The sequence below is a fragment of the Numidum massiliense genome (assembly GCF_001375555.1).
GTDB classification, from domain to species: Bacteria; Bacillota; Bacilli; order Thermoactinomycetales; family Novibacillaceae; genus Numidum; species Numidum massiliense.
The window spans coordinates 2,233,586-2,252,956 of sequence record NZ_CTDZ01000009.1; the positions used below are offsets into that span (position 1 = coordinate 2,233,586).

The following is a 19,371-nucleotide window of genomic DNA, read 5'->3' on the forward strand; positions in this document are numbered from 1 at the left end:
CTCACTTGGCGCTTTCTTCTAGTAGGGCGATCACTTTGTCAATCGCTTCCTCGCCTTCTTTTTGCTCCATTTGGCGGGTAATTTGCGCCCTGTTCTCATACACGCGGCGCACAGCAGCGACGAACGACTCGTCGGTCAACGCTTCTTCTTGCAACACTTCCGCATAGCCCGCGTCCGCAAACGACTTCGCATTCAAGATTTGATCGCCGCGACTCGCAGCCCGCGACAGCGGGATGAGCAGCATCGGTTTACGCAAGGCGAGAAATTCAAAAATCGCATTCGAGCCCGCCCGCGATATGACAAAATCAGCCATCGCCATTAGGTTCGGCAATTCTTCGCTCACGTACTCAAATTGTTTGTAGTGGCGTTCCTCGATCGACGGGTCAACTTGCCCTTTTCCGCAAATGTGTACGATTTGAAACTCAGACAGTAATGTGGACAAGTTGGCGCGTACCGTTTCGTTGATGCGCTGTGAGCCTAAACTGCCGCCCATGATCAATATGACCGGCTTCGTCTTCGTAAATCCACAGTACGTAAACCCGCGGAGCGCATTCCCTTGCTTCAACTCGTCGCGCACGACTGCCCCGACGTGCACAACCTTATCGCCTTTCAAATGCTTAGCCGTCTCCGGAAACGTCGTACACACTTTCGTCGCAAAAGGAATCGACAACTTGTTCGCGAGTCCCGGCGTTAAATCCGATTCGTGGATAATCGTCGGTACTTTATTTAACCGTGCGCCGATGACGACCGGTACCGACACGAAACCGCCTTTGGAAAAAATGACAGCAGGTTTCTCCCGTTTAATAATCCGGTATGCCTGAAAAATCCCTTTCATCACCTTAAACGGGTCTTTAAAGTTGTTCCAGTCAAAATACCGCCGCAATTTCCCTGTCGCCACGGCAAAATACGGCACATCGTCCAAGTTGCCGACGAGTTGCTTCTCGATCCCGTCACGCGACCCTATGTACGCAACGTCCCATCCTATCTGTTTAAATCTAGGTATTAACGCTAAATTTACCGTCACATGCCCCGCCGAGCCGCCACCGGTAAATATGATTTTCTGTTTCAGTTTGCCCACCCCTACCTTCGGTACGCTTGTGCAACGCCCGTTGCCAGTAACGATCAATCCTCATTAATGCTATTATAACATCTCCGCCCAGTTTTTCCTGTATCGTTGTATCATCTAAACAACGCACGCCTCGAATAAAGCGGGGGTTAAATAGGTTTTCCTTAAGCTTTGCTAGTTTTTTTCTCCTGCTTTTGCCGCCGATAGTCGATGACCATCAGGACGATGACTCCGAGGAAGAAAAAGCTAGATATTTCAAACAGGGCTGCCGTTCCGACGAACGGTTTTAGCGCCCCCATCGCAAGTGCACTAATCCCGATGCCGAAATCGATCGCTGAGTAAAACATCCCGTTAGCGATGCCGCTCTTTTCCCGCGTCGTCCGCGCGAGAATCCACGCTTGGATCGCCGGAAGCATCGAGCCGTAACCGAGACCGAACAAAACGCCAGACAATATTAAATGTCCATTGTTTTCCGCAAGCGCCAGCGCCCACATGCCGAGAAACGCTAAGACGGCGCAAACGATCGTCAGCGACCACGGCCCGCGCCGGTCAAACCACTTACCGGTAATTGGGCGCACGACGGTTGCAGCGATGGCATTACACAAATAAAAAAGGTAAACCTTGTCTAGCTGCTTTTCTTCAGAAAAAATGACGATGAAGGTGACGATCGCTCCGTATCCGAACGTTGTAATGAGCGTTACGAGTGCCGGAAACAAACTGTTTTTCTCGATGAGTGACCCGAAGAAAGAAAACGATTTAATAGATAACTCATTCTTAGTCACACTCTCGGGCGTTTGAAACGTTGTCGCGACAAATAGCCCCAAGGCGATTACACCCAAAATGGCTGCGACGACGATCAACTGCTCGAATGGATAGTGTTGATAGACGTAAATCCCTAAACTCGGCGCAATAATCATCCCGAGTGTTATAGAGAGACCGTAATACCCCATCCCCTCGCCGATTCGCTTCGTCGGTACGAGGTCGACTGCCGCCGTGCCGTTCGACGTCGTCGCCCACCCCCAGGCGATCCCGTGGACAAACCGCAACAACAGAAAGGCGCCGACAAGTGGAAACAGCGCATAGCAGACGGTGACGATTAAGAGCGCCACGGAACCGGAGAGCACGAGCTTTTTCCTCGTCTGGCTTTCTAAGATGAAGCCGATCAGCGGGCGGATGACGACGGCTGCGATCGAAAAAAGCGTCGTCGCCAACCCGACTGCAATTTCCGACCCGCCCAGCTGCTGCAAGTACGGAGGTACCGTCGGCACGAGCATTTGGAAACTCATAAACGTGAACAGGTTGGCAAGTATTAACAAAATAAAGGACTTCGTCCATAATTTCGGTTGTATACGTATCGCCCACTTTCCGAATGAATAAGCACCATTGTACCATAAGCAAACACGTAAGGAATGATGTTAAACAGTAATACTAGCTTTATAGATTCGCTTCTCGGAAAAAAACGGCACTTTCTTCCACCATTCGCTTATCGTTTTTTGTACGGTAGCACAATTTCAGCCATTGGTGGTAAATGGTCGGAAGCGTTAGTCAGTAACACTTCGGTGCGACTTATTTTAAATTTTTGGATCGAAAAAATATAGTCGATCCGGGCATACGGAGCAGATACAGCCCCCGTTTTTGCATGTTTGTACGGAGTCGGATACGTGTACGCTGCAGTTTCACTCGCAAACACATCGTTGAAATGTGATGCGAGCCATAGTATTTCTGGACTTTGCGGATACGCGTTGAAATCGCCGACGACGATGCTGTGGCCATTTCTTTTTGTAGTGATCGCCAGTATTTCCTTAGTATGGCGCGCTCGTTCTTGTGCCGATAAACCAAGGTGAGTCGAATAAAAATATATGTCTTGACCACAGACGTTAAGACGTACTTCCAACAAACCGCGCCGTTCATGGTTGCCGCGCCTTTTCCTAGTAGAACCGCGGTATTATGTTCGTCCTTTGGCGTGCTAACGGGCTCTTGAAAGAATACCTCAACGATAAAAAACAAAAAAGTAACTGCAACAGTAAAAACAGCAGTAATAACGATCCTTACTGCCGTTCTAAATCGTGTTCTCCGCGGCTCTCTCATTTTTCTCTCCCACAAGGTGAAAATATATGTACTAGATGAACGATACAATTATTACAATTCGCACCTAACATTTTACTATACGATCCGCATGTATGGAATGATTGAATCCTTTTGATGTAAACATTTGATGTAGACGTTTGAAGTAAACATTTGATGTAGACGTTTGAAGTAAACGTTTGATGTAGGCGTTTGAAGTAGACGTTTGATGTAGAAGTTTGAATAGGGTTGAAGCAAAAAAAAGGGGCAACCTGTCAGCGTGATCACTGAGCGAAGAGCGATCACCTGGGGCAGCCCCTATCGTTTCAAATGTTAGTCATTTACATAAAAGTGAAGCGGGTACGTCCGGTACTTAGCAACTGGCATTTTTTCCGTCGTATAATAACCTGCTGGCGCTTCAAGGAGATCGGGAATGCGGTTTACAACTGTGGCACACGTTAATTCAACGGTTGCCGGGCAAGCGATATTGACCACCGTTTCCGGTTCGCCGCGCAGCACCCAATCGTTACGGTCCACTTCCCCTTCGGCATACACTTTTCCGATACATTCGGTTACGACGACCGGCCCTTGGTGGGTGACGGTCGTGACGATGGCCGACATTCCCGTCGCGTGACCCGCTGGAATCGTTTTGCCTAACGTTTCCGAGTGTAAGTCGTGATCACAAGTCATTGGCACTAATTGTTGCACTGTCGATTTAATCGTCCATCCGAACTGCGAACACAACCAGTCGTTCGCGTTGCGCATAAACGACGGAAGATCTTTGTTGCTGGCGATTTTTTCTTCGAATTCTTCTAACGAAAGCCCGGCTCCGTGTACTTCGGCTAAAGCAATGCCGTAAACAGGCAGAAAAGCGCGGAGAAAGACCCGATTCGGAAGAGCGACAGGCCTATACTAACGATTCTGCTTAACGTTCAACAGTGGCAATCTTATTCCGGCGCCGAAACGAACCGACCCATGCAAAAACGAACGAGAATAAAAGCAAAAAAACAAACCGATACGCAGACCAAAAGCAAAGCTCATATTGCCGCCACTCTTTTTCTTTTGCTTCAGAGACAGCGGGCGACGAGAAGTTAGACCTTTACGCTTCGCCCATATCAACACGAATTTGCACCGTACGATCAACCTCTTGGCAGCGGTTTATAGCTTCCTGTACGTTAGTCCCTCTAGCCACAACCCACCCAAAACGATCATACGATTCCCTTAAGCGATGTACGTAATCTCCACGTTTAACCCCTATATTAAGTTCGACAACTCCTTCTAGATGCTTAACGTCATCCTCTCCAGAAACCTCTTGAACGATGCCCTCACGCGTCGTAAAAAAATGGATCGCCGATCCACCCTGAATTTGTGGTGAAGTCTCCAATGGTTCCACAAGCCCACAGGGCCACCCGAGCGTCATTTCTTTCATATCGACACCGTATGCGAGACGGACTAACTCGTTAATGCGATCGCCCCCGGGGCGATCGTGAGACTCTACGATCCTCGGCCCTTTATGCGTGAGCTTAATTTCTGTATGCGCCGGACCTTCTGCGAAGGTTACTGCATCGAGGAACGTATGGACAAGGTTAACGACGAGATCGTACGTCTCCTTATCAAGTTGTGCGGGAATTGAGTGGCCAATTTCCACCGCGTCTAGTGTTCGCTTATCGGTAACTGCTAATATCACGTGTCTTCCGTGAAATGTAAACGATTCTACGCTGATCTCCGGACCGTCGAGATACTCTTCTAGCAAGAACGGCGATATTTTCAAGGCTTGTATCTGCCGCCATATATCCTTTAACTGCACGGTATCATCTACACGGAATACGCCAAAACTACCCGCTTCCGCCGTCGGCTTAATTACAAATGGCGTGCCATGAGTATCCCCGAAAGCGATGATATCTTCCAGCGTGTGACCAACTCGAGCAGCGACGGGACTGATCCCTAGCGTATTTAATTTCTGCCGCATAAGGGATTTATCCTTAAGGAGCTGTACGGTTTTCGTTGAATTACCGGATAACCCTAATGCATCACGCACATGTGCGGCAGGAACAAGCGCATCCTCACTCATTGAGAGTGCACATGTAAACGGAAAGATAGTCTGTAACGTCTTCGCGATTGGAATGAGGACATTATTGTCTCTGTAATCAATTAGAACAACCTTATCGACGTAGTCTAACAACATATCATTGAATTTATTCTTTTGTTGAATGTAGAGGACTTCTAAATCGAGAGACTTGGCCTTTTGCAATGTCTCCAGCGCCTCCCGCCCTCCGCCGATGTAAAGGATTCGCTTTCCCGACGACATTTTGCCGCATTCCCCTTCCGAATGATTGGTTTCACAACACATGCGTTCATTCCCCGGCTAGTGATCGGCAGGCCTTCGCCGATCACTAGCGTTATTCCTTGGCTGTTATTCTGTGTATAAAGAAGGTTCTTTCTGTACGACATAGTTCGGACGTTCCAAACCGAGGTTCTCGCGCAACGTCGTCCCCTCGTAATCTTCGCGAAACAACCCGCGATTCTGTAATTCGGGTACAACCATTTCTACAAAATCTGTTAGGCCGTCCGGCAGGTAGGGTGGCATAATGTTAAACCCATCTGCCGCACCGTTAACGAACCAATCCTCTAACTCGTCTGCAATAGTCTGTGGCGTTCCCAAAATAAAACGATGCCCACGAGAACCCGTAACAGAGAGATAGAGCTGGCGGATGGTCAATCCTTCGCGACGCGCTTGTTCGTAAATAAGTTTTTGGCGGCTCGTACTCCCCTCTGTTTCAGGCAACTCGGGTAGCGGACCGTCCAGCGGATATTGCGAAATATCCACGTCGCCTAACAATCCCGTAAGTAAACCGAGTCCGACAACTGGGTCGACCAAATCCTGCAACGTCCTATACTTTTCCTCCGCTTCGGCTTTCGTCCGACCGATGACGGGAAATACACCCGGAAGGATCTTCACTTGATCTGGCGAACGACCGTAATTTGCGGCCTGTTTTTTCATGTTACTGTAAAACGTTTGCGCCTGTTCAAGAGTCTGGTGAGCTGTAAATACTACCTCTGCCCAACGTGCGGCGAAATCTTGTCCATCTTTCGACGCGCCTGCTTGTACAATTACCGGATATCCCTGCGGGGGGCGCGCCACATTTAACGGTCCACGGACAGAAAAAAATTCACCCTTATGGTTTAAAATATGTAGCTTCTTCGGATCAAAGTAACGCCCAGATTGTTTGTTGTATAGAAAGGCATCGTCTTCCCAACTGTCCCACAATCCAGTGACAACCTCCATAAATTCCCGTGCCCGCCGATACCTCGTCCTATGTGTCGGCTGCTTGTCTAGGTTGAAATTTTGTGCCTCTACGTCCGTAACAGAAGTGACGACGTTCCACCCGGAGCGGCCACCGCTAAGGTAATCCAACGAGGCGAATTTGCGCGCAATGTGAAACGGCTCGTTGTAAGTGGTCGAGGCGGTAGCGGCTAAGCCGATATGCTTAGTAACGACTGCGAGTGCCGACAGTAAAGTCAATGGTTCAAAGTGGACGATACGCCCCCAGCGGCTTAACTCGTCTTCGTCTTTATAGTGGGTACGAATACCTACCCCGTCAGACAGAAAGACCATGTCGAACTTTCCGCGCTCCGCCGTCTGAACGAGTGAACGGTAATAATGAAAATCGAGTCCGCCATCGGGTTGCGCATTTGGGTGACGCCACGCCGCCACGTGGTGACCCGGAGCTGGTAGAAAAGCCCCCAGTTTGAGCATCCTTTGTTTTACCATACTTTTCAACTCCTTTTTAATAAACCCATTCGGCCACTGCTAGTCTGTCATCGCATCAACCGATCGATTAGAAACGTGCTCGCTCGTAACCGTGCAAGCGCTCCTAGTAAAAAAACAGTGCCATTAAGACAGTACTCTTATAGGAGAGTCAGTTAGAAAGGCCTGTATGTTCTCCACTACTTCACGGTAATACGTCTGGTAATTCGCTTGCGACACATACCCGATATGCGGGGTACAAAGAACGTTAGGCAGCAAACGAAAGATATCGTTCTCCGGCAGAGGCTCCGTCTCGAACACATCAATGCCTGCACCGGCAATCCAGCGGTTTTGTAGCGCCTCTATGAGCGCCGCTCGATCGACAATGGACGCGCGCGACGTATTGATTAAATATGCCGAAGGGCGCATAAGCTTAAGTTCTGTAGCCCCGATCAAACCTCTCGTTCGTTCACTCAACTTAAGGTGGATCGAGACAAAATCACTGCTCGCAAGCAATTCCTCTTTCGACGTGGCTAGGCTTACCCCTACGTCTTCAGCCCGTTCTTTAGTCAAATTTTCACTCCACGCGACGACTTCCATGCCGAAGGCGAGACCGATACGCGCAACCTGACTACCAATCTTTCCAAGGCCGAGTAGCCCGAGTCGTTTACCATATAAATCCTCCCCAACCGTGCTTTGCCACGGACCATTGTGGCGTAAGGCATCATTTTCTTGTACGATATGGCGTGCAAGCCCGAGGATGAGTGCCCACGTTAACTCAGTCGGGGGCTGGGAACTACTTTTTGTCCCGCAAACGACGACACCGTGTGCAGCGGCAGCTGCCAAATCGATCGACGCATTGCGCATACCTGTTGTAATCAATAACTTTAGTTGCGGCAGACGCTTAAAAAGCGATGCGCGAAAAGGCGTTCTTTCCCGCATAATCACGACAATTTCACAGTCGTCAATCGCCTGTACGAGATCATCTTCCTTATCAATATGTTTGTAAAAGGGTCTAACCTCTACTGTATCCGCAATCTTTGACCAATCGGCTACGGTTAATGCCACCTGCTGGTAATCATCCAATACCGCACAGCGAAATTTTTTCATTGTTGTTCTACCTCCGTTCGAGTTTTCCGATACTTCTCAGACTGCGTCGTCACACCGATTCCTGGCTTTTCCGGTAACAAAATCTGACCGCGTACAACGGTCATCCCACTGTAGGGATCATCGGACAAGTCGAGGTGTCCGTCAAGATCTAAGTAGTCGGCAAGCCCTGCCAGTTGCGCCATCGCTGTAATACCGACGACACTCTCTGTCTTACAGCCAAGCATAACTGCAAACCCTAAACGGCGCGCTAACCGTATCATTTCTAAGGCTCGACGTAAACCGCCGCACTTGAGAAGCTTGATATTAATAACGTCGGCACAATCTTTGACCCGCAGCACATCTTGAGGTCCGAAACAATCTTCGTCCACCACAATCGGAATCGGCGAATACTCGCGGACAACGCGTAAACACTCAAGTAAGCCAGCTCGAATGGGCTGCTCTAAAAGCTCCACACCGCATTCGTAGAATACTTCTGAGGCAGCAACAGCCTCTTTGGCATCCTCCCAAGAGCCGTTGCCGTCGATCCAGATGCGACCGGCATACACGTCCCGAAGACGGCGAACGAGATGGACGTCATGCGCAGCTGTCAACTTGATTTTAAGAATCGGCCACTGTGCAAATTGCTGCACGCGTTCGATTAACTCTTGCTCATGCCTAACACCGACAGAGAGGCCAGTCGACGGCAACGGTAAACCGTCGAACCCCCATAATCGATGAAGGGGCAAACCGACGACCTTGCCGAGGAGGTCGTGAAGCGCCATGTCCACCGCAGCAACAACTGTTGGTTGCCCTGGCACAACGGCTTCGACCAGATCAAGAAGGTGCTCGATCTCAAAAGGTGTTGCGCCGCTGAAAAGTTTCGCACATTTGGCGAGCGCCTCCTGCACAGTATGGGCGTGCATGCCGTACTCTTTCGCAAAGACAGCGGTTCCTATCCCTACATACCGTTCCCAATGCAGATGAACGACCATCTGGCGAACGTTTGTCACACTTCCTTTGTTGCTGACAAACGGTTCATCGAGGTGTAGGTTCAATATATCGAGGGTCAGTTTTATAAGACTCACCTCCTCTCTAACTCTCTGTAGTCCCCCCACATGCATACATTCCCCCGTCGCCATTCACAACCTATCCTCTTCCCGTCGTCACATGCTTTCCTTGCGGGTGTTCCCCCAACAAGTTTGCTCCCAATACACGAGAAAGTCCGAATACGATCGCGATCGCTGTAAACGCTAAGCAAATACCGCCGCTTAGTATGAACGCCCACTCTAGAGAGAAGTCTAGTGTTTTAGAAACTAGTGGGACTAAAGCTGCTGCGGTAACCGACGTTAGCAAATTGCGCGCAGTGCCAATCCGACCTTTAATCGGCCGTCCTTGGACTCTGAGCTGCAAGGTAGTCATTAACACGGTCCAAGATATCGTGTTGCACGCACCTATTCCGAAAGTTAAACCTAACGTTAGCCATGTTTGATCGGTAAGACCTAGCAACAGGAAACATACGGCTTGACCACCAACACCGATGACGACTGTCGTATGCGACCCCCAACGGTTCGTTAGCGGTGCAACTACGACAGCTGTCGCCATCGCGCCGACAGCGAAGGCGCCGTCCACGATTGAGAGCCAGTAAGCGCTACCGCCGTACCTTACTGCCACAAGTGGAACTAATACAAGATTGAACAAGATGACGGCAAGCGAGTCGACAGTGTTCAACATAAGGTGCCATCCGAGCCCAATTTCTCGCCGAAGAAGCAAGAAAAATTCACGCCATTCCTTTAGTAACTGTTTCCATGAAATACGTGGTGACATGCCGGTTGCGCGTACTATCTCCGCATGGGGAACAGTGATGAAACTTATTGACACGGCAGAAAAAATAAATGTCACTCCATTTATCAAAAACGCAGCTGGTGCCCCCCAATAATGAATAACCACACCGGCCAAAGCGACACCCAACAGCTGTCCCCCTTGTAGACAAATATTCGAATAGCCGTTAAAACGGCCGAGTGACTCGCTCGACATCACTGCTGGCGCTAAAGCAAATGTTGCCGCGCGGTAAAAAGGTTGGGTCACTTTAATACTTAACGTCATCAGCATGATCCATAAAAACACATTGTGCGAAACGAGCATGGCCAGCGCAAAGCCGATTAACAATCCGCCGCGTATCAGTTCAACTTGGACACACGTACGTTTCGGATCGCTACGATCAACTTTAGGACCAGCGACCACTTGCATCAGGAAGCTGATGACTTGCTCAAAAATGATAACGGCACCAAAGGCGGCAACTGATCCCGTACTGTCGTACAGAAGCTTGCCGGTGGCAAGCGTATGCATCCCGTTTCCCACAGTCGTCACGAGTGTTGCGGCCAACAGCCAACGGCCAGCTGGGGGCACGCCTAAACGGCCCGCAAACTTACTCATGATACGACAAACCTAAGATGTTCTGCCGCCTTTTGTGCACGTACCGTCGCCTCCGTACTCGTATCACCTACCGCAATGACACAAGCCCCTCGCGAAAACGAATCATAGGCCCCTTGCACTTTGGTCCCTAAATCTTGAAGTACTTCAACGCGCACGACGCCGGCCATCGACGAAGCGTCTTCTACTCTCTCGACCCGTTCGAGAGTTCCCATTCCCCGCGGTGTGACAAAATAGATGGCGGCGAATCGGTCTAATCGGCTGGGAACCTCATCAAACACCTGCTCTCCAGCAGTTTGCCGAATCCACAGCTCGTCGAGATCAGTGCCGCTCACCAATTGGATCAAATCGACAATACTGTCGCCTCCTAATCGCGCATGAGTTTCAACGATACGCGGGCCATCCCCCGTAAGAATAACCTCTGTGTGCGACGGCCCATTTTCCAAGCCTAGAACAGTGAGCGCACGTGTTACGAAATGCGCAATAAGCGTATGCGTGTCATCTGTAATGGGAGCTGGTAGACAGTGACCTGTTTCGACACTCGTTATAGGATCTTTAAATTTTTGTGTGACACAAACGACGCGGTGCCTGCCCCTTTCCGAGAATGCTTCGACACTGTATTCCTCACCCTCTAAAAATTTTTCTACGAGCATCCCATAACCCGGCGACCACGTGTTAAACCAATCGAGCGCAGCTGGAATTTCTCGACTGTTACGTACAATAGAAACTCCCAAACTACCGCGTCCATCTACAGGTTTTATCACGAGCGGATAGCCGTAATCTTCTCCGAATGCTGCGATTTCGTCGGGACTAGTAACGAGAAGTGAGGGGGTCGGATCTAGCCCATTTTCGCGCAACACCCGTCGCATCTCGTCCTTTTTCCCTATACGGCGAATAACTTCCGGTACGTGAAACGGAATCTGTAAGGCACGCGAAATAGTGGCTGCATATCCCTGAAACACTTCGTTGAATCCGCCTATGGCGTCAATAGGATCCGAACGGTGAATCATGTGTGCTGCCGCCACCCATTCCTCGACCGGTGCCGTCGCGGGCAACCCAACGAGACGATCGTAAAGGTTTAAACGGTTCGGCGTTTGAAGCTTCGACATCGGAATCAGCATGCTTAGCTTCATGCCTAACTGCTTCGCTTTAGCGTGCACTTGTCGTGACCTCCCGACAAGTAACATATGACAGGACATGGAGAACACTCACTCCTTTAACGCGTTTTTTCTCGTTTCTACTACATCTATAATTCCTAATTCTCGCAAGGACATTATGTGTTAAATAGCGCCCCGACAATCATACACGCTTGTCGGATCGTTAACTCCCGAAATCCTGCGGGCTCTACTGGGGTACTAAAGGTATGGCTTTCTCCCTCGTTCAAAATACCTTGCCGGGGGTAGAAACGATTAAGAAAGTATCTCGACAGCTTCCCCTCGTTATTTTGCAACCACTGCGCCACCACTCGTTCTACTTCTTGCATCATAAGATCCGACTGAGGAGAGAAAGGATCCGTCGACCGCTTCACTTCTCTAAACAATACCTCCAAACGTTCACGATCCCCAGCGTGGCAGTCTGTCGGACACAACGCGAAGATCACGACGGGCATGAGAACAATAAAGATAGGATCGACGGTTGAAAAATTCCTAATTATGGTCTGACAAATCTTTCGATAGCTCTTTATCGTAGATTTCTCATAAAAGTAGCCTCTCCTTTTGGGCGGATACCCTGCCATTGCCCGTGCTCCCCAGTGAAAATGCGGATTGAACGGTTGAGTCATTAATGCGCGCTCGATCGAATATCCCGGGTAGTGCGTACAGAAAATCGCCGAGAGGACACCGGTTAATACATTAGACATGATTGGAAGATAGTTCGGAAACTCCCTGATTCGATCGAAAAACACATTAGGCTCAGTTACGGCAAGATACGGTAGTATCGCGGCATCAACCAATTCCTCGGCATTTGCGTAATACGCCTTACCCATCCGATAACCGCGTCCCACACGCTGAAGATCCATACGCCGCATCCGCCCATCCAATGTGACCTGATGACTCAACAGATCCTGAAAAGCGCGCCGCGCGTTATTTTGATGAGCTGCTTCATCGAGTAATACGTGCAAAATTTCTTTGACAAATGCTTCGTTCTCACGTATTATCGACGCTTCCAAACGAAACGGAAATGTCCCCAACCGTTGCATCCGCCTCCAGTGAAACTCGGTAATCGAGATTAAATGGCCTCCGACTTCGGTCTGAACGAACGGTGTAAACAGCGGCTCTTCACGGCTACGCCTTACGAAATGGGTGCCATCCCACGTAAAGAGTGGCAATACTGTCCGTTGGCCATTTTCAACACTTGAGCCCGGAAGGTACACCCAATCACCATGCTGCATGGCGGCATCTTCCGTTTGGTTAAAGCAGTAGATTAGCGGATACCCGTACCTTCCTGCACAGACAGACTTGTTAAAATCCATCATTCCCGCTCGTCCCCGCACAATCTCTTCCCAATTTCCCATATGTCCAGTGCGCGGTGGCAACAACTGTGGCGTATTGTGGATTAGGTCTAAAAGCTTCCCGATCGTAACGTCTGTCGTTCCTAGATGAATCCATTCGAACGCACGTTTGCGCGTTCTGAATTGTTCTATTAAAGATGCCAGGGAATTCTCACGAAGGTTTTCTCTAGTAAGGGACAGTTCGGAAAGCAGTTGGACAGGCGTAACTGTACCAGGCTCCACAGCTTTCCTTGAGACTAGGTCTTCCTTTGCTCGGATTACCATACTGCAATCCCCTGATCCAAAGTTTCGTCCCGATTTTTCTTTGCGGTCAACAATTTTCGAACAACGAGATGGAGCAACCCGCCATGCTGGTAATATGTCAGTTCGCTTTCTGTGTCAATGCGCGCACGAACAGCAAAACGAACGATCTCCCCGTGAGTCTTCCGCGCCTCCACAATCACTTCTTCCCCTGGCTTAAGTGTTTCAACACCATTTATTTCATATATTTCCGTTCCGTCCAACCCGAGTGAGCGCCAACTTTCTCCCGAACGAAACTGCAGAGGGAGAACACCCATACAAATCAAGTTAGAACGATGAATACGCTCGAAGCTATTGGCTATGACAACGCGAACGCCAAGTAGACGTGGGCCTTTAGCGGCCCAATCTCGCGATGAACCCGCGCCGTACTCTTTACCCGCAAGAATAATTAGTGGGATATCGTCAGTAGCATATTGCATAGCAGCTTCGTATATGGTCATCATCCGGCCGGAAGGATGATGAATCGTCATTCCTCCCTCGACTCCCGGTAACAGCATGTTTTTCAAACGTATATTAGCCAGTGTACCTCGCATCATCACCTCGTGATTTCCCCGTCTGGCTCCATACGTATTAAATGCAGTCGGTTTTACTCCGTACGCCGCCAGATAGTGACCAGCAGGACTAGTGGGGTCAATTGTTCCCCCTGGGGAAAGGTGATCAGTCGTTATACTATCGCCTAATAAAGCGAGTACGCGTCCCCCTGAAATTGACTTCGGCGACGAAGCCGAATGAGTCATCGAGTCAAAATAGGGAGGCCTCTTAATATACGTGCAGTCTTTCTCCCAACTGAACAAATCGCTCTCCGGCGCGGAAATAGTCTCCCACTGCTCGGTCGCCCGAGAATCTTGTCGGTAGCGGTCGCGAAACATACGTGGAGAAATGGATTTGTTCATCACAGAGGAAACCTCTTCGTCCGAAGGCCAGATATCGGAAAGGTATACCGGAACACCGTGCGTATCAGTGCCTAGCGGTTCGCGCGTGAGGTCGATCTTGACTGTACCCGCGATGGCGTATGCAATGACTAACGGCGGAGAGGCTAAATAATTCGCCCTAACTAGAGGGTGAATCCGCCCTTCGAAATTGCGGTTACCACTAAGGATAGACGTCGCCACCAGATTATTCTCTTTTATTGCGGTAGCCAGTCGTGGATCCAGCGGCCCACTACTACCGGAACAGGTCATACACCCGTAACCCGTCACATGGAATCCAAGTGTTTCCAGTGGCGAAATCAACCCTGCAGCCTTCAAATAATCGGTAACAACTTGTGATCCCGGAGAAAGACTAGTCTTTACATACGGCGGGACAGTCAGTCCCCGAGTCACAGCGCGACGCGCCAGCAGACCTGCCGCAATCATAACAGACGGGTTCGATGTATTCGTGCACGAAGTAATAGATGCAATTAAGATGGAGCCGTGGGTAAGAGTCACCGTACGGTCATCGAACGCCACATTCACCTTAATCGCACCGTCTCTATTCTCAGATGCTATTAAAGGTGCATAAGTTGTCGTAAGTGTGCGAGAAAATGACGTTTTCAGCTCTTGAACCGATACGCGTTGTTGAGGCTTGGCGGGACCGGAAACGCTCGGTACAACCTTAGTTAAATCGAACGTCACGAGCTTGTTGAAAATAGGGAGCGGTTCTTCGTTATGACAAAACAAGCCTTGAAACTTGTAGTAGCGGTCCACGAGCTGAACTAGCGACTCAGGGCGTCCAGTGGCGCGCAAGTAGCGCAACGTCTCTTCGTCTACTGGAAAATAAGCCGAAGTAGCTCCATATTCCGGAGCCATATTGGCAATTGTCGCTCGCTCAGCAAGACTTAATGCGCGTACTCCTTCGCCGCAGAACTCCACAAACTGATCGACAACGCCTTCCTGGCGGAGTCGTTCCGCTACGGACAACACCAGATCAGTAGTCGTAACCCCCGGCCTCAAGCGGCCAACTAGCTTTACACCGACCACAGGGGGACGCAGGAGCATGAACGGATGGCCCAGCATGGCGGCCTCTGCTTCAATACCGCCAACTCCCCACCCTAATACACCGAGACCGTTAATCATCGTTGTATGACTATCTGTGCCACAGACGCTGTCAGGAAATGCGGTCAATATACCGTCACGCTCTTGTACCCGTACGACCGTAGCGAGGTTCTCTAAATTTACCTGATGGACAATTCCTGTGCCAGGAGGAAAAACTCTCAGGCCTTGAAACGCTCGTTCCCCCCAACGCAATAACTTAAAGCGTTCTCGATTCTGTACAAATTCTTGCTCTGTGTTATACTGCAATGCTTTTGTACACGCGGCTACGTCCACCTGAATTGAATGGTCGACAACCACATCAGTTGGTAACACAGGGCTGACTAGTGCTGGGTCGCCCCCAAGCTTCTTCACCGCTTCACGCATTGCCGCTAAATCTACAATGACCGGAACGCCAGTATAGTCTTGTAAGAGCACACGGGCGGGCAAGTACGGCATAACGACTTGTTCTTCCCCTCCGGCAAGTGCACGAAGCGTCGCATCTGCCGTATCCACACTTGCAAATCTAGCCGTAACAGAACGCAAAAACGCCTCCATTAGCAGTCTGATCGAATAAGGCACTCGCGAGAGTTGCAGACCGAGTCGATTCTCTAAACGTTTGAGAGACCAAATGTTATACTGCTTTCCCGCAAATTCCATTGGAACACATACCCCGAGTGGATCTTTTACAATGTTTTTCAACGGTCTCACCCCTGAATCTCACCTGCTTCAAGGCGACGTAGTAGTTCTTTACGGTCCACTTTTCCGTTAGCATTCAACGGCATATCTTCAACAATATAGATACTCCGCGGTACCATATAGTTCGGCACCTTTTCCCGTGCTGCTTCAATAAGTGTTGTAGCGTTCACTTCGGGGCTAGCAATGACAAAAGCAACGATTCCTTTCGCTGTTCCATTTTCAACCGGCCAACTTAAAGCCACCGCCGAAAACACTCCGTGTTGTTGCGATAGCACACCTTCAATTTCACTCAACTCTATCCGATAACCTTGTATCTGTACTTGATGATCGATCCGCCCCATATACGCAAGATTACCGCTAGATAGATAGCGAACGCGATCGCCCGTTCGATAATACTCTTTTACCTCCCCGGACGCCTGTTTAATCCGGACGGTACGCTGTTTGGTTTGTTCCGGGTTGCGCCAGTAACCGGGGAAGGTCTGTGGTCCAGCCACACATAATTCCCCTTCGGAACCACGAGGCACAGGTTCAAGATTTTCATCGAGTAAGCACGCATCGAGTCCGGGATAAAGTTGACCGATAGGAACGATATCGTTGACACACTCTTTTGGGGACTCTATTGGATGCCAGCGGTACGCTGTGCAGGCAATCGTCAGCTCGGTAGGGCCGTAAAGGTTTTCAATGACTGAATGTGGTGCCGCTACTTGCCAGGCTTCCGCAGTCGCTCTCGGGAGTGCCTCTCCACAGAAAAGGCTCAAACGCAAACTCGAAAGACTATTCGGTTTTAAGAGGTTTTGCTTACGGAGCAATGCGGCAACAGACGGTACGGAAAACCACACAGTAATACCTTTGTCTCGTACGTAGCGAAACGGTGACAACAGTTCAATCGGTTGTATCACGCAAACGGCAGCCCCTCCTCCCCAGGCCATGAAAAGGTCAAACACGGAGAGATCGAACGTCTGGTCAAACGTTTGTGTCAAACGATCTTCAGGTGTGATCTGGTAACGCTGCTGATTGATCGAGATAAAGTGACTGACATTGGAATGGGTGATTGGCACACCTTTTGGCACGCCTGTACTACCCGAAGTGAATAACAGATAAGCCATTGCCTCTGAAGAAATAACGGGTAGCCCCTCGACGGGGACAGCATACTCTACATCTAGTCGATCCCGAATTTCAACTGCAACGTGGGGAAAATCCTCTTTGTGCGAATCTGGCAAGAGGATGCAATAAGGAAGCCGTCGCAAATCTTTGACGATCTCGTAAAACTGTGGCAGAGAAGCTTTATCTACAATTAACGCGTCGAGCTCTGCCTGCTCGATCATCGCACGCGTCCGCTGTGTAGGAAAAGTGCGATTTAGCGGAACGAATGCAGCACCGGAAAACAAGCTTGCCAATACCCCTATGTAAGACACCTCACTTCGATAAGCAAATATACCGATCCTTCTAGGTGCAGCATGCATACTATTGCGAATGACGAACGCCCAACGTCGAGCGATGTCATCGATTTCGGCGTATGTCCATTCACGGTTAGCGATCGTTAATGCCAAGGCATCGGGGTAACGTTCAACGCTAGAAAGAAAACCAGCATGAAGTAAGGTACTTGAAGTACGTATTGCTAAAGGACGACTGGATCGAATATGTGCCATAACAGCCCCTCCTTAATTGAAAACACCCATAAGAAAAATATTTAAGCGCTGTCAATGATAGTGAAACACGTCACCCAACCGTTAGCTGGACTTGCGGCCTCTAGTGTCCCGTTGATCAATCGGCAGATAAGGGGAATCTGTCTCCCCTACATACTGAAGAAGCGGTCTAATGAGAATGTTATTCTCGAACTGTTCTTTTACCTGAGAGATCCAGCCAGGCATCCGACCAATCGCGAATGCTGCGACAAAAAGATCTTGTGGAATCCCAAGTAGATGGTAGATAATACTTGCATAAAAATCGACATTGACGTCGACACCTTTTTTTACGTACGATCGCATCGCATTAACTACCGCTTCTAATATGTCGTACCACTTCTTTTCTCCCAACTGTACACTTAACTCGTAAGCCGCCTGCCGCAAATGCCGAGCCCGTGGATCCTCCGTCTGATATACCCGGTGACCAAAGCCCATGATCGGCTCGTTCTTAGATTGAAGACGTGCGACATACTCAGCGGCACGATCTGGTTCGCCAATTTCCTGAACCATGGTGAGAACATTCTCGATGGCTCCCCCGTGAAGCGAACCGGCAAAAGCAGCAATAGCAGCTGTTAGCGTGGCGTACAGATCGGAGCGTGTACCCGCTACGACCCGAGCAGCGAATGCCGAAGCATTCGATCCGTGATCAGCATGTAGGATAAGGATTTTGTCTATGGTTTGGACCGCTCGCTCGTTAGGAATCTCACCGTGAATCATATACAAGAAGTTGGCTGCATGGGAAAGTGTAGGGCTAGGTAGTAGAGGCTGTTTACCACGGCGAATGGCTTGGTGAGCAGCCACCAATGTCGGTATTTGGGCAATGAGGCGAATAGCCTTTTGCTGTAGCGATTTGGCCGAGTTATCACCCCGATGGACATCAAAGGTTGCTAAGGCAGAAACTGCCGTTCGAAGGACTTCCATTGGATGAGCATGTTGCACCATACGGATAACTTCAAGGATTGGGGCCGGTACCGACCGGGCTGCCTTTAATTCGCTATCGAAGCCGTTAAGCTCCTCGCGATTAGGTAACGCGCCATAAAGAAGAAGGTATGCTGTTTCTTCAAAAGTTGAATGGGCTACTAAGTCGTGGATGGAGTACCCTCTGTAAAGGAGTTTACCCTGCCGATCGACTAATGTCGTACGCGTTCGATCAAAAATGACTCCAGCAAGCCCACGACAAATAGTCGTTGCATCATGGGTTCCCGTGAATACCTCTTTCACTGCAATACGATTCCCCGTCGACTCAAGCTGAGGGGAGGACTCCGCCTCGCTATTCATTGATGCAACGTTCGCTATCCCCACATATTCACGCCCTTCATTGCCCCGATCATAACTTTCTTCCCGATGAGAGACATGTTGTTGCACAAAGGCGCGAATAGCTGCTACACTATTAAGTTCAACGATTGTGTCAGCGTCTAGTGGAACACCGTATTCCTTCTCGAGGGCTATCATAAGATTGACATGCGCCAAGGAATCCCATGCCATAATTGATCGATACGCCAAGTCATCGGTAATTTGATCCTCCGGAACTTGGAGTACGTGTGCAATTAACGTCTCAACCCCCCTTATTTTTCTACTTTGCCCCTCTTTACAAATTTCCCCTCTTTTCATATAACCACGTCACTCCCACGTTTTTTTATTAAGTGCCATTTTCTGTCCGATTTCTTCAAAAAAGCTGACCCACCGTTCGCAAGATAAGGAAGACATTTCTTCCAAATAGTAAAACAATAATGCACAAGCTATAGCTATTTTGACAACCCCTGCAGCATGTC

The 19,371-nt window shown here is 49.5% G+C and carries 14 protein-coding genes; all 14 read right to left on the minus strand.

Annotation, left to right across the window (positions count from 1 at the left end):
* Position 1 precedes the first annotated feature (1 nt).
* The 14 genes from BN1247_RS10735 to BN1247_RS10800 all read right to left on the minus strand — a co-directional run bounded on the left by BN1247_RS10735 (position 2) and on the right by BN1247_RS10800 (position 19,210).
* Positions 2-1,069 carry an undecaprenyldiphospho-muramoylpentapeptide beta-N-acetylglucosaminyltransferase gene (locus BN1247_RS10735; RefSeq protein ID WP_054951613.1) on the minus strand — a complete coding sequence of 356 codons (1,068 nt, stop codon included), beginning with the start codon at positions 1,067-1,069 and terminating at the stop codon, positions 2-4.
* Between the two features lie 161 nt (positions 1,070-1,230).
* A complete protein-coding gene (locus BN1247_RS10740; RefSeq protein ID WP_315969597.1) occupies positions 1,231-2,382 on the minus strand; it encodes an MFS transporter in 1,152 nt (383 codons plus the stop codon).
* 167 nt (positions 2,383-2,549) lie between these two features.
* On the minus strand, positions 2,550-2,960 hold the full coding sequence (locus tag BN1247_RS10745; protein WP_054950382.1) for an endonuclease/exonuclease/phosphatase family protein: 411 nt from the start codon (positions 2,958-2,960) through the stop codon (positions 2,550-2,552).
* A 503-nt stretch (positions 2,961-3,463) separates the two neighbouring features.
* Complete coding sequence (locus BN1247_RS10750) at positions 3,464-3,997, minus strand: hypothetical protein (RefSeq protein WP_261796065.1); 534 nt, start codon at positions 3,995-3,997, stop codon at positions 3,464-3,466.
* A gap of 232 nt (positions 3,998-4,229) precedes the next feature.
* Positions 4,230-5,438: an ATP-grasp domain-containing protein gene (locus BN1247_RS10755; RefSeq protein ID WP_054950383.1), complete on the minus strand. Its 1,209-nt coding sequence runs from the start codon at positions 5,436-5,438 to the stop codon at positions 4,230-4,232.
* A 105-nt stretch (positions 5,439-5,543) separates the two neighbouring features.
* Complete coding sequence (locus BN1247_RS10760) at positions 5,544-6,902, minus strand: LLM class flavin-dependent oxidoreductase (protein ID WP_054950384.1); 1,359 nt, start codon at positions 6,900-6,902, stop codon at positions 5,544-5,546.
* Positions 6,903-7,025: 123 nt separating this feature from the next.
* Complete coding sequence (locus tag BN1247_RS10765) at positions 7,026-7,988, minus strand: D-2-hydroxyacid dehydrogenase family protein (protein WP_054950385.1); 963 nt, start codon at positions 7,986-7,988, stop codon at positions 7,026-7,028.
* Complete coding sequence (locus tag BN1247_RS10770; RefSeq protein ID WP_082415898.1) at positions 7,985-9,106, minus strand: dipeptide epimerase; 1,122 nt, start codon at positions 9,104-9,106, stop codon at positions 7,985-7,987. Before BN1247_RS10770 ends, BN1247_RS10765 begins: the two co-directional genes overlap by 4 nt.
* Before the next feature lie 7 nt (positions 9,107-9,113).
* Positions 9,114-10,400: an MFS transporter gene (locus tag BN1247_RS10775; RefSeq protein WP_054950387.1), complete on the minus strand. Its 1,287-nt coding sequence runs from the start codon at positions 10,398-10,400 to the stop codon at positions 9,114-9,116.
* Positions 10,397-11,557: an ATP-grasp domain-containing protein gene (locus BN1247_RS10780; RefSeq protein WP_054950388.1), complete on the minus strand. Its 1,161-nt coding sequence runs from the start codon at positions 11,555-11,557 to the stop codon at positions 10,397-10,399. The genes BN1247_RS10775 and BN1247_RS10780 overlap by 4 nt, the downstream gene beginning before the upstream one ends.
* 113 nt (positions 11,558-11,670) lie before the next feature.
* A complete protein-coding gene (locus BN1247_RS10785) occupies positions 11,671-13,170 on the minus strand; it encodes a DUF6025 family protein (protein ID WP_054950389.1) in 1,500 nt (499 codons plus the stop codon).
* Positions 13,164-15,875: an aconitate hydratase AcnA gene (gene acnA / locus BN1247_RS10790; RefSeq protein ID WP_054951614.1), complete on the minus strand. Its 2,712-nt coding sequence runs from the start codon at positions 15,873-15,875 to the stop codon at positions 13,164-13,166. The genes BN1247_RS10785 and acnA overlap by 7 nt, the downstream gene beginning before the upstream one ends.
* 47 nt (positions 15,876-15,922) lie before the next feature.
* The gene (locus BN1247_RS10795; RefSeq protein ID WP_054950390.1) at positions 15,923-17,563 is read right to left on the minus strand and encodes an amino acid adenylation domain-containing protein; all 1,641 of its coding nucleotides are present in this window, start codon (positions 17,561-17,563) and stop codon (positions 15,923-15,925) included.
* A gap of 81 nt (positions 17,564-17,644) precedes the next feature.
* Positions 17,645-19,210, minus strand: a complete 1,566-nt coding sequence (locus tag BN1247_RS10800) for a citrate/2-methylcitrate synthase (RefSeq protein ID WP_074011128.1) — start codon at positions 19,208-19,210, stop codon at positions 17,645-17,647.
* Positions 19,211-19,371 lie beyond the last annotated feature (161 nt).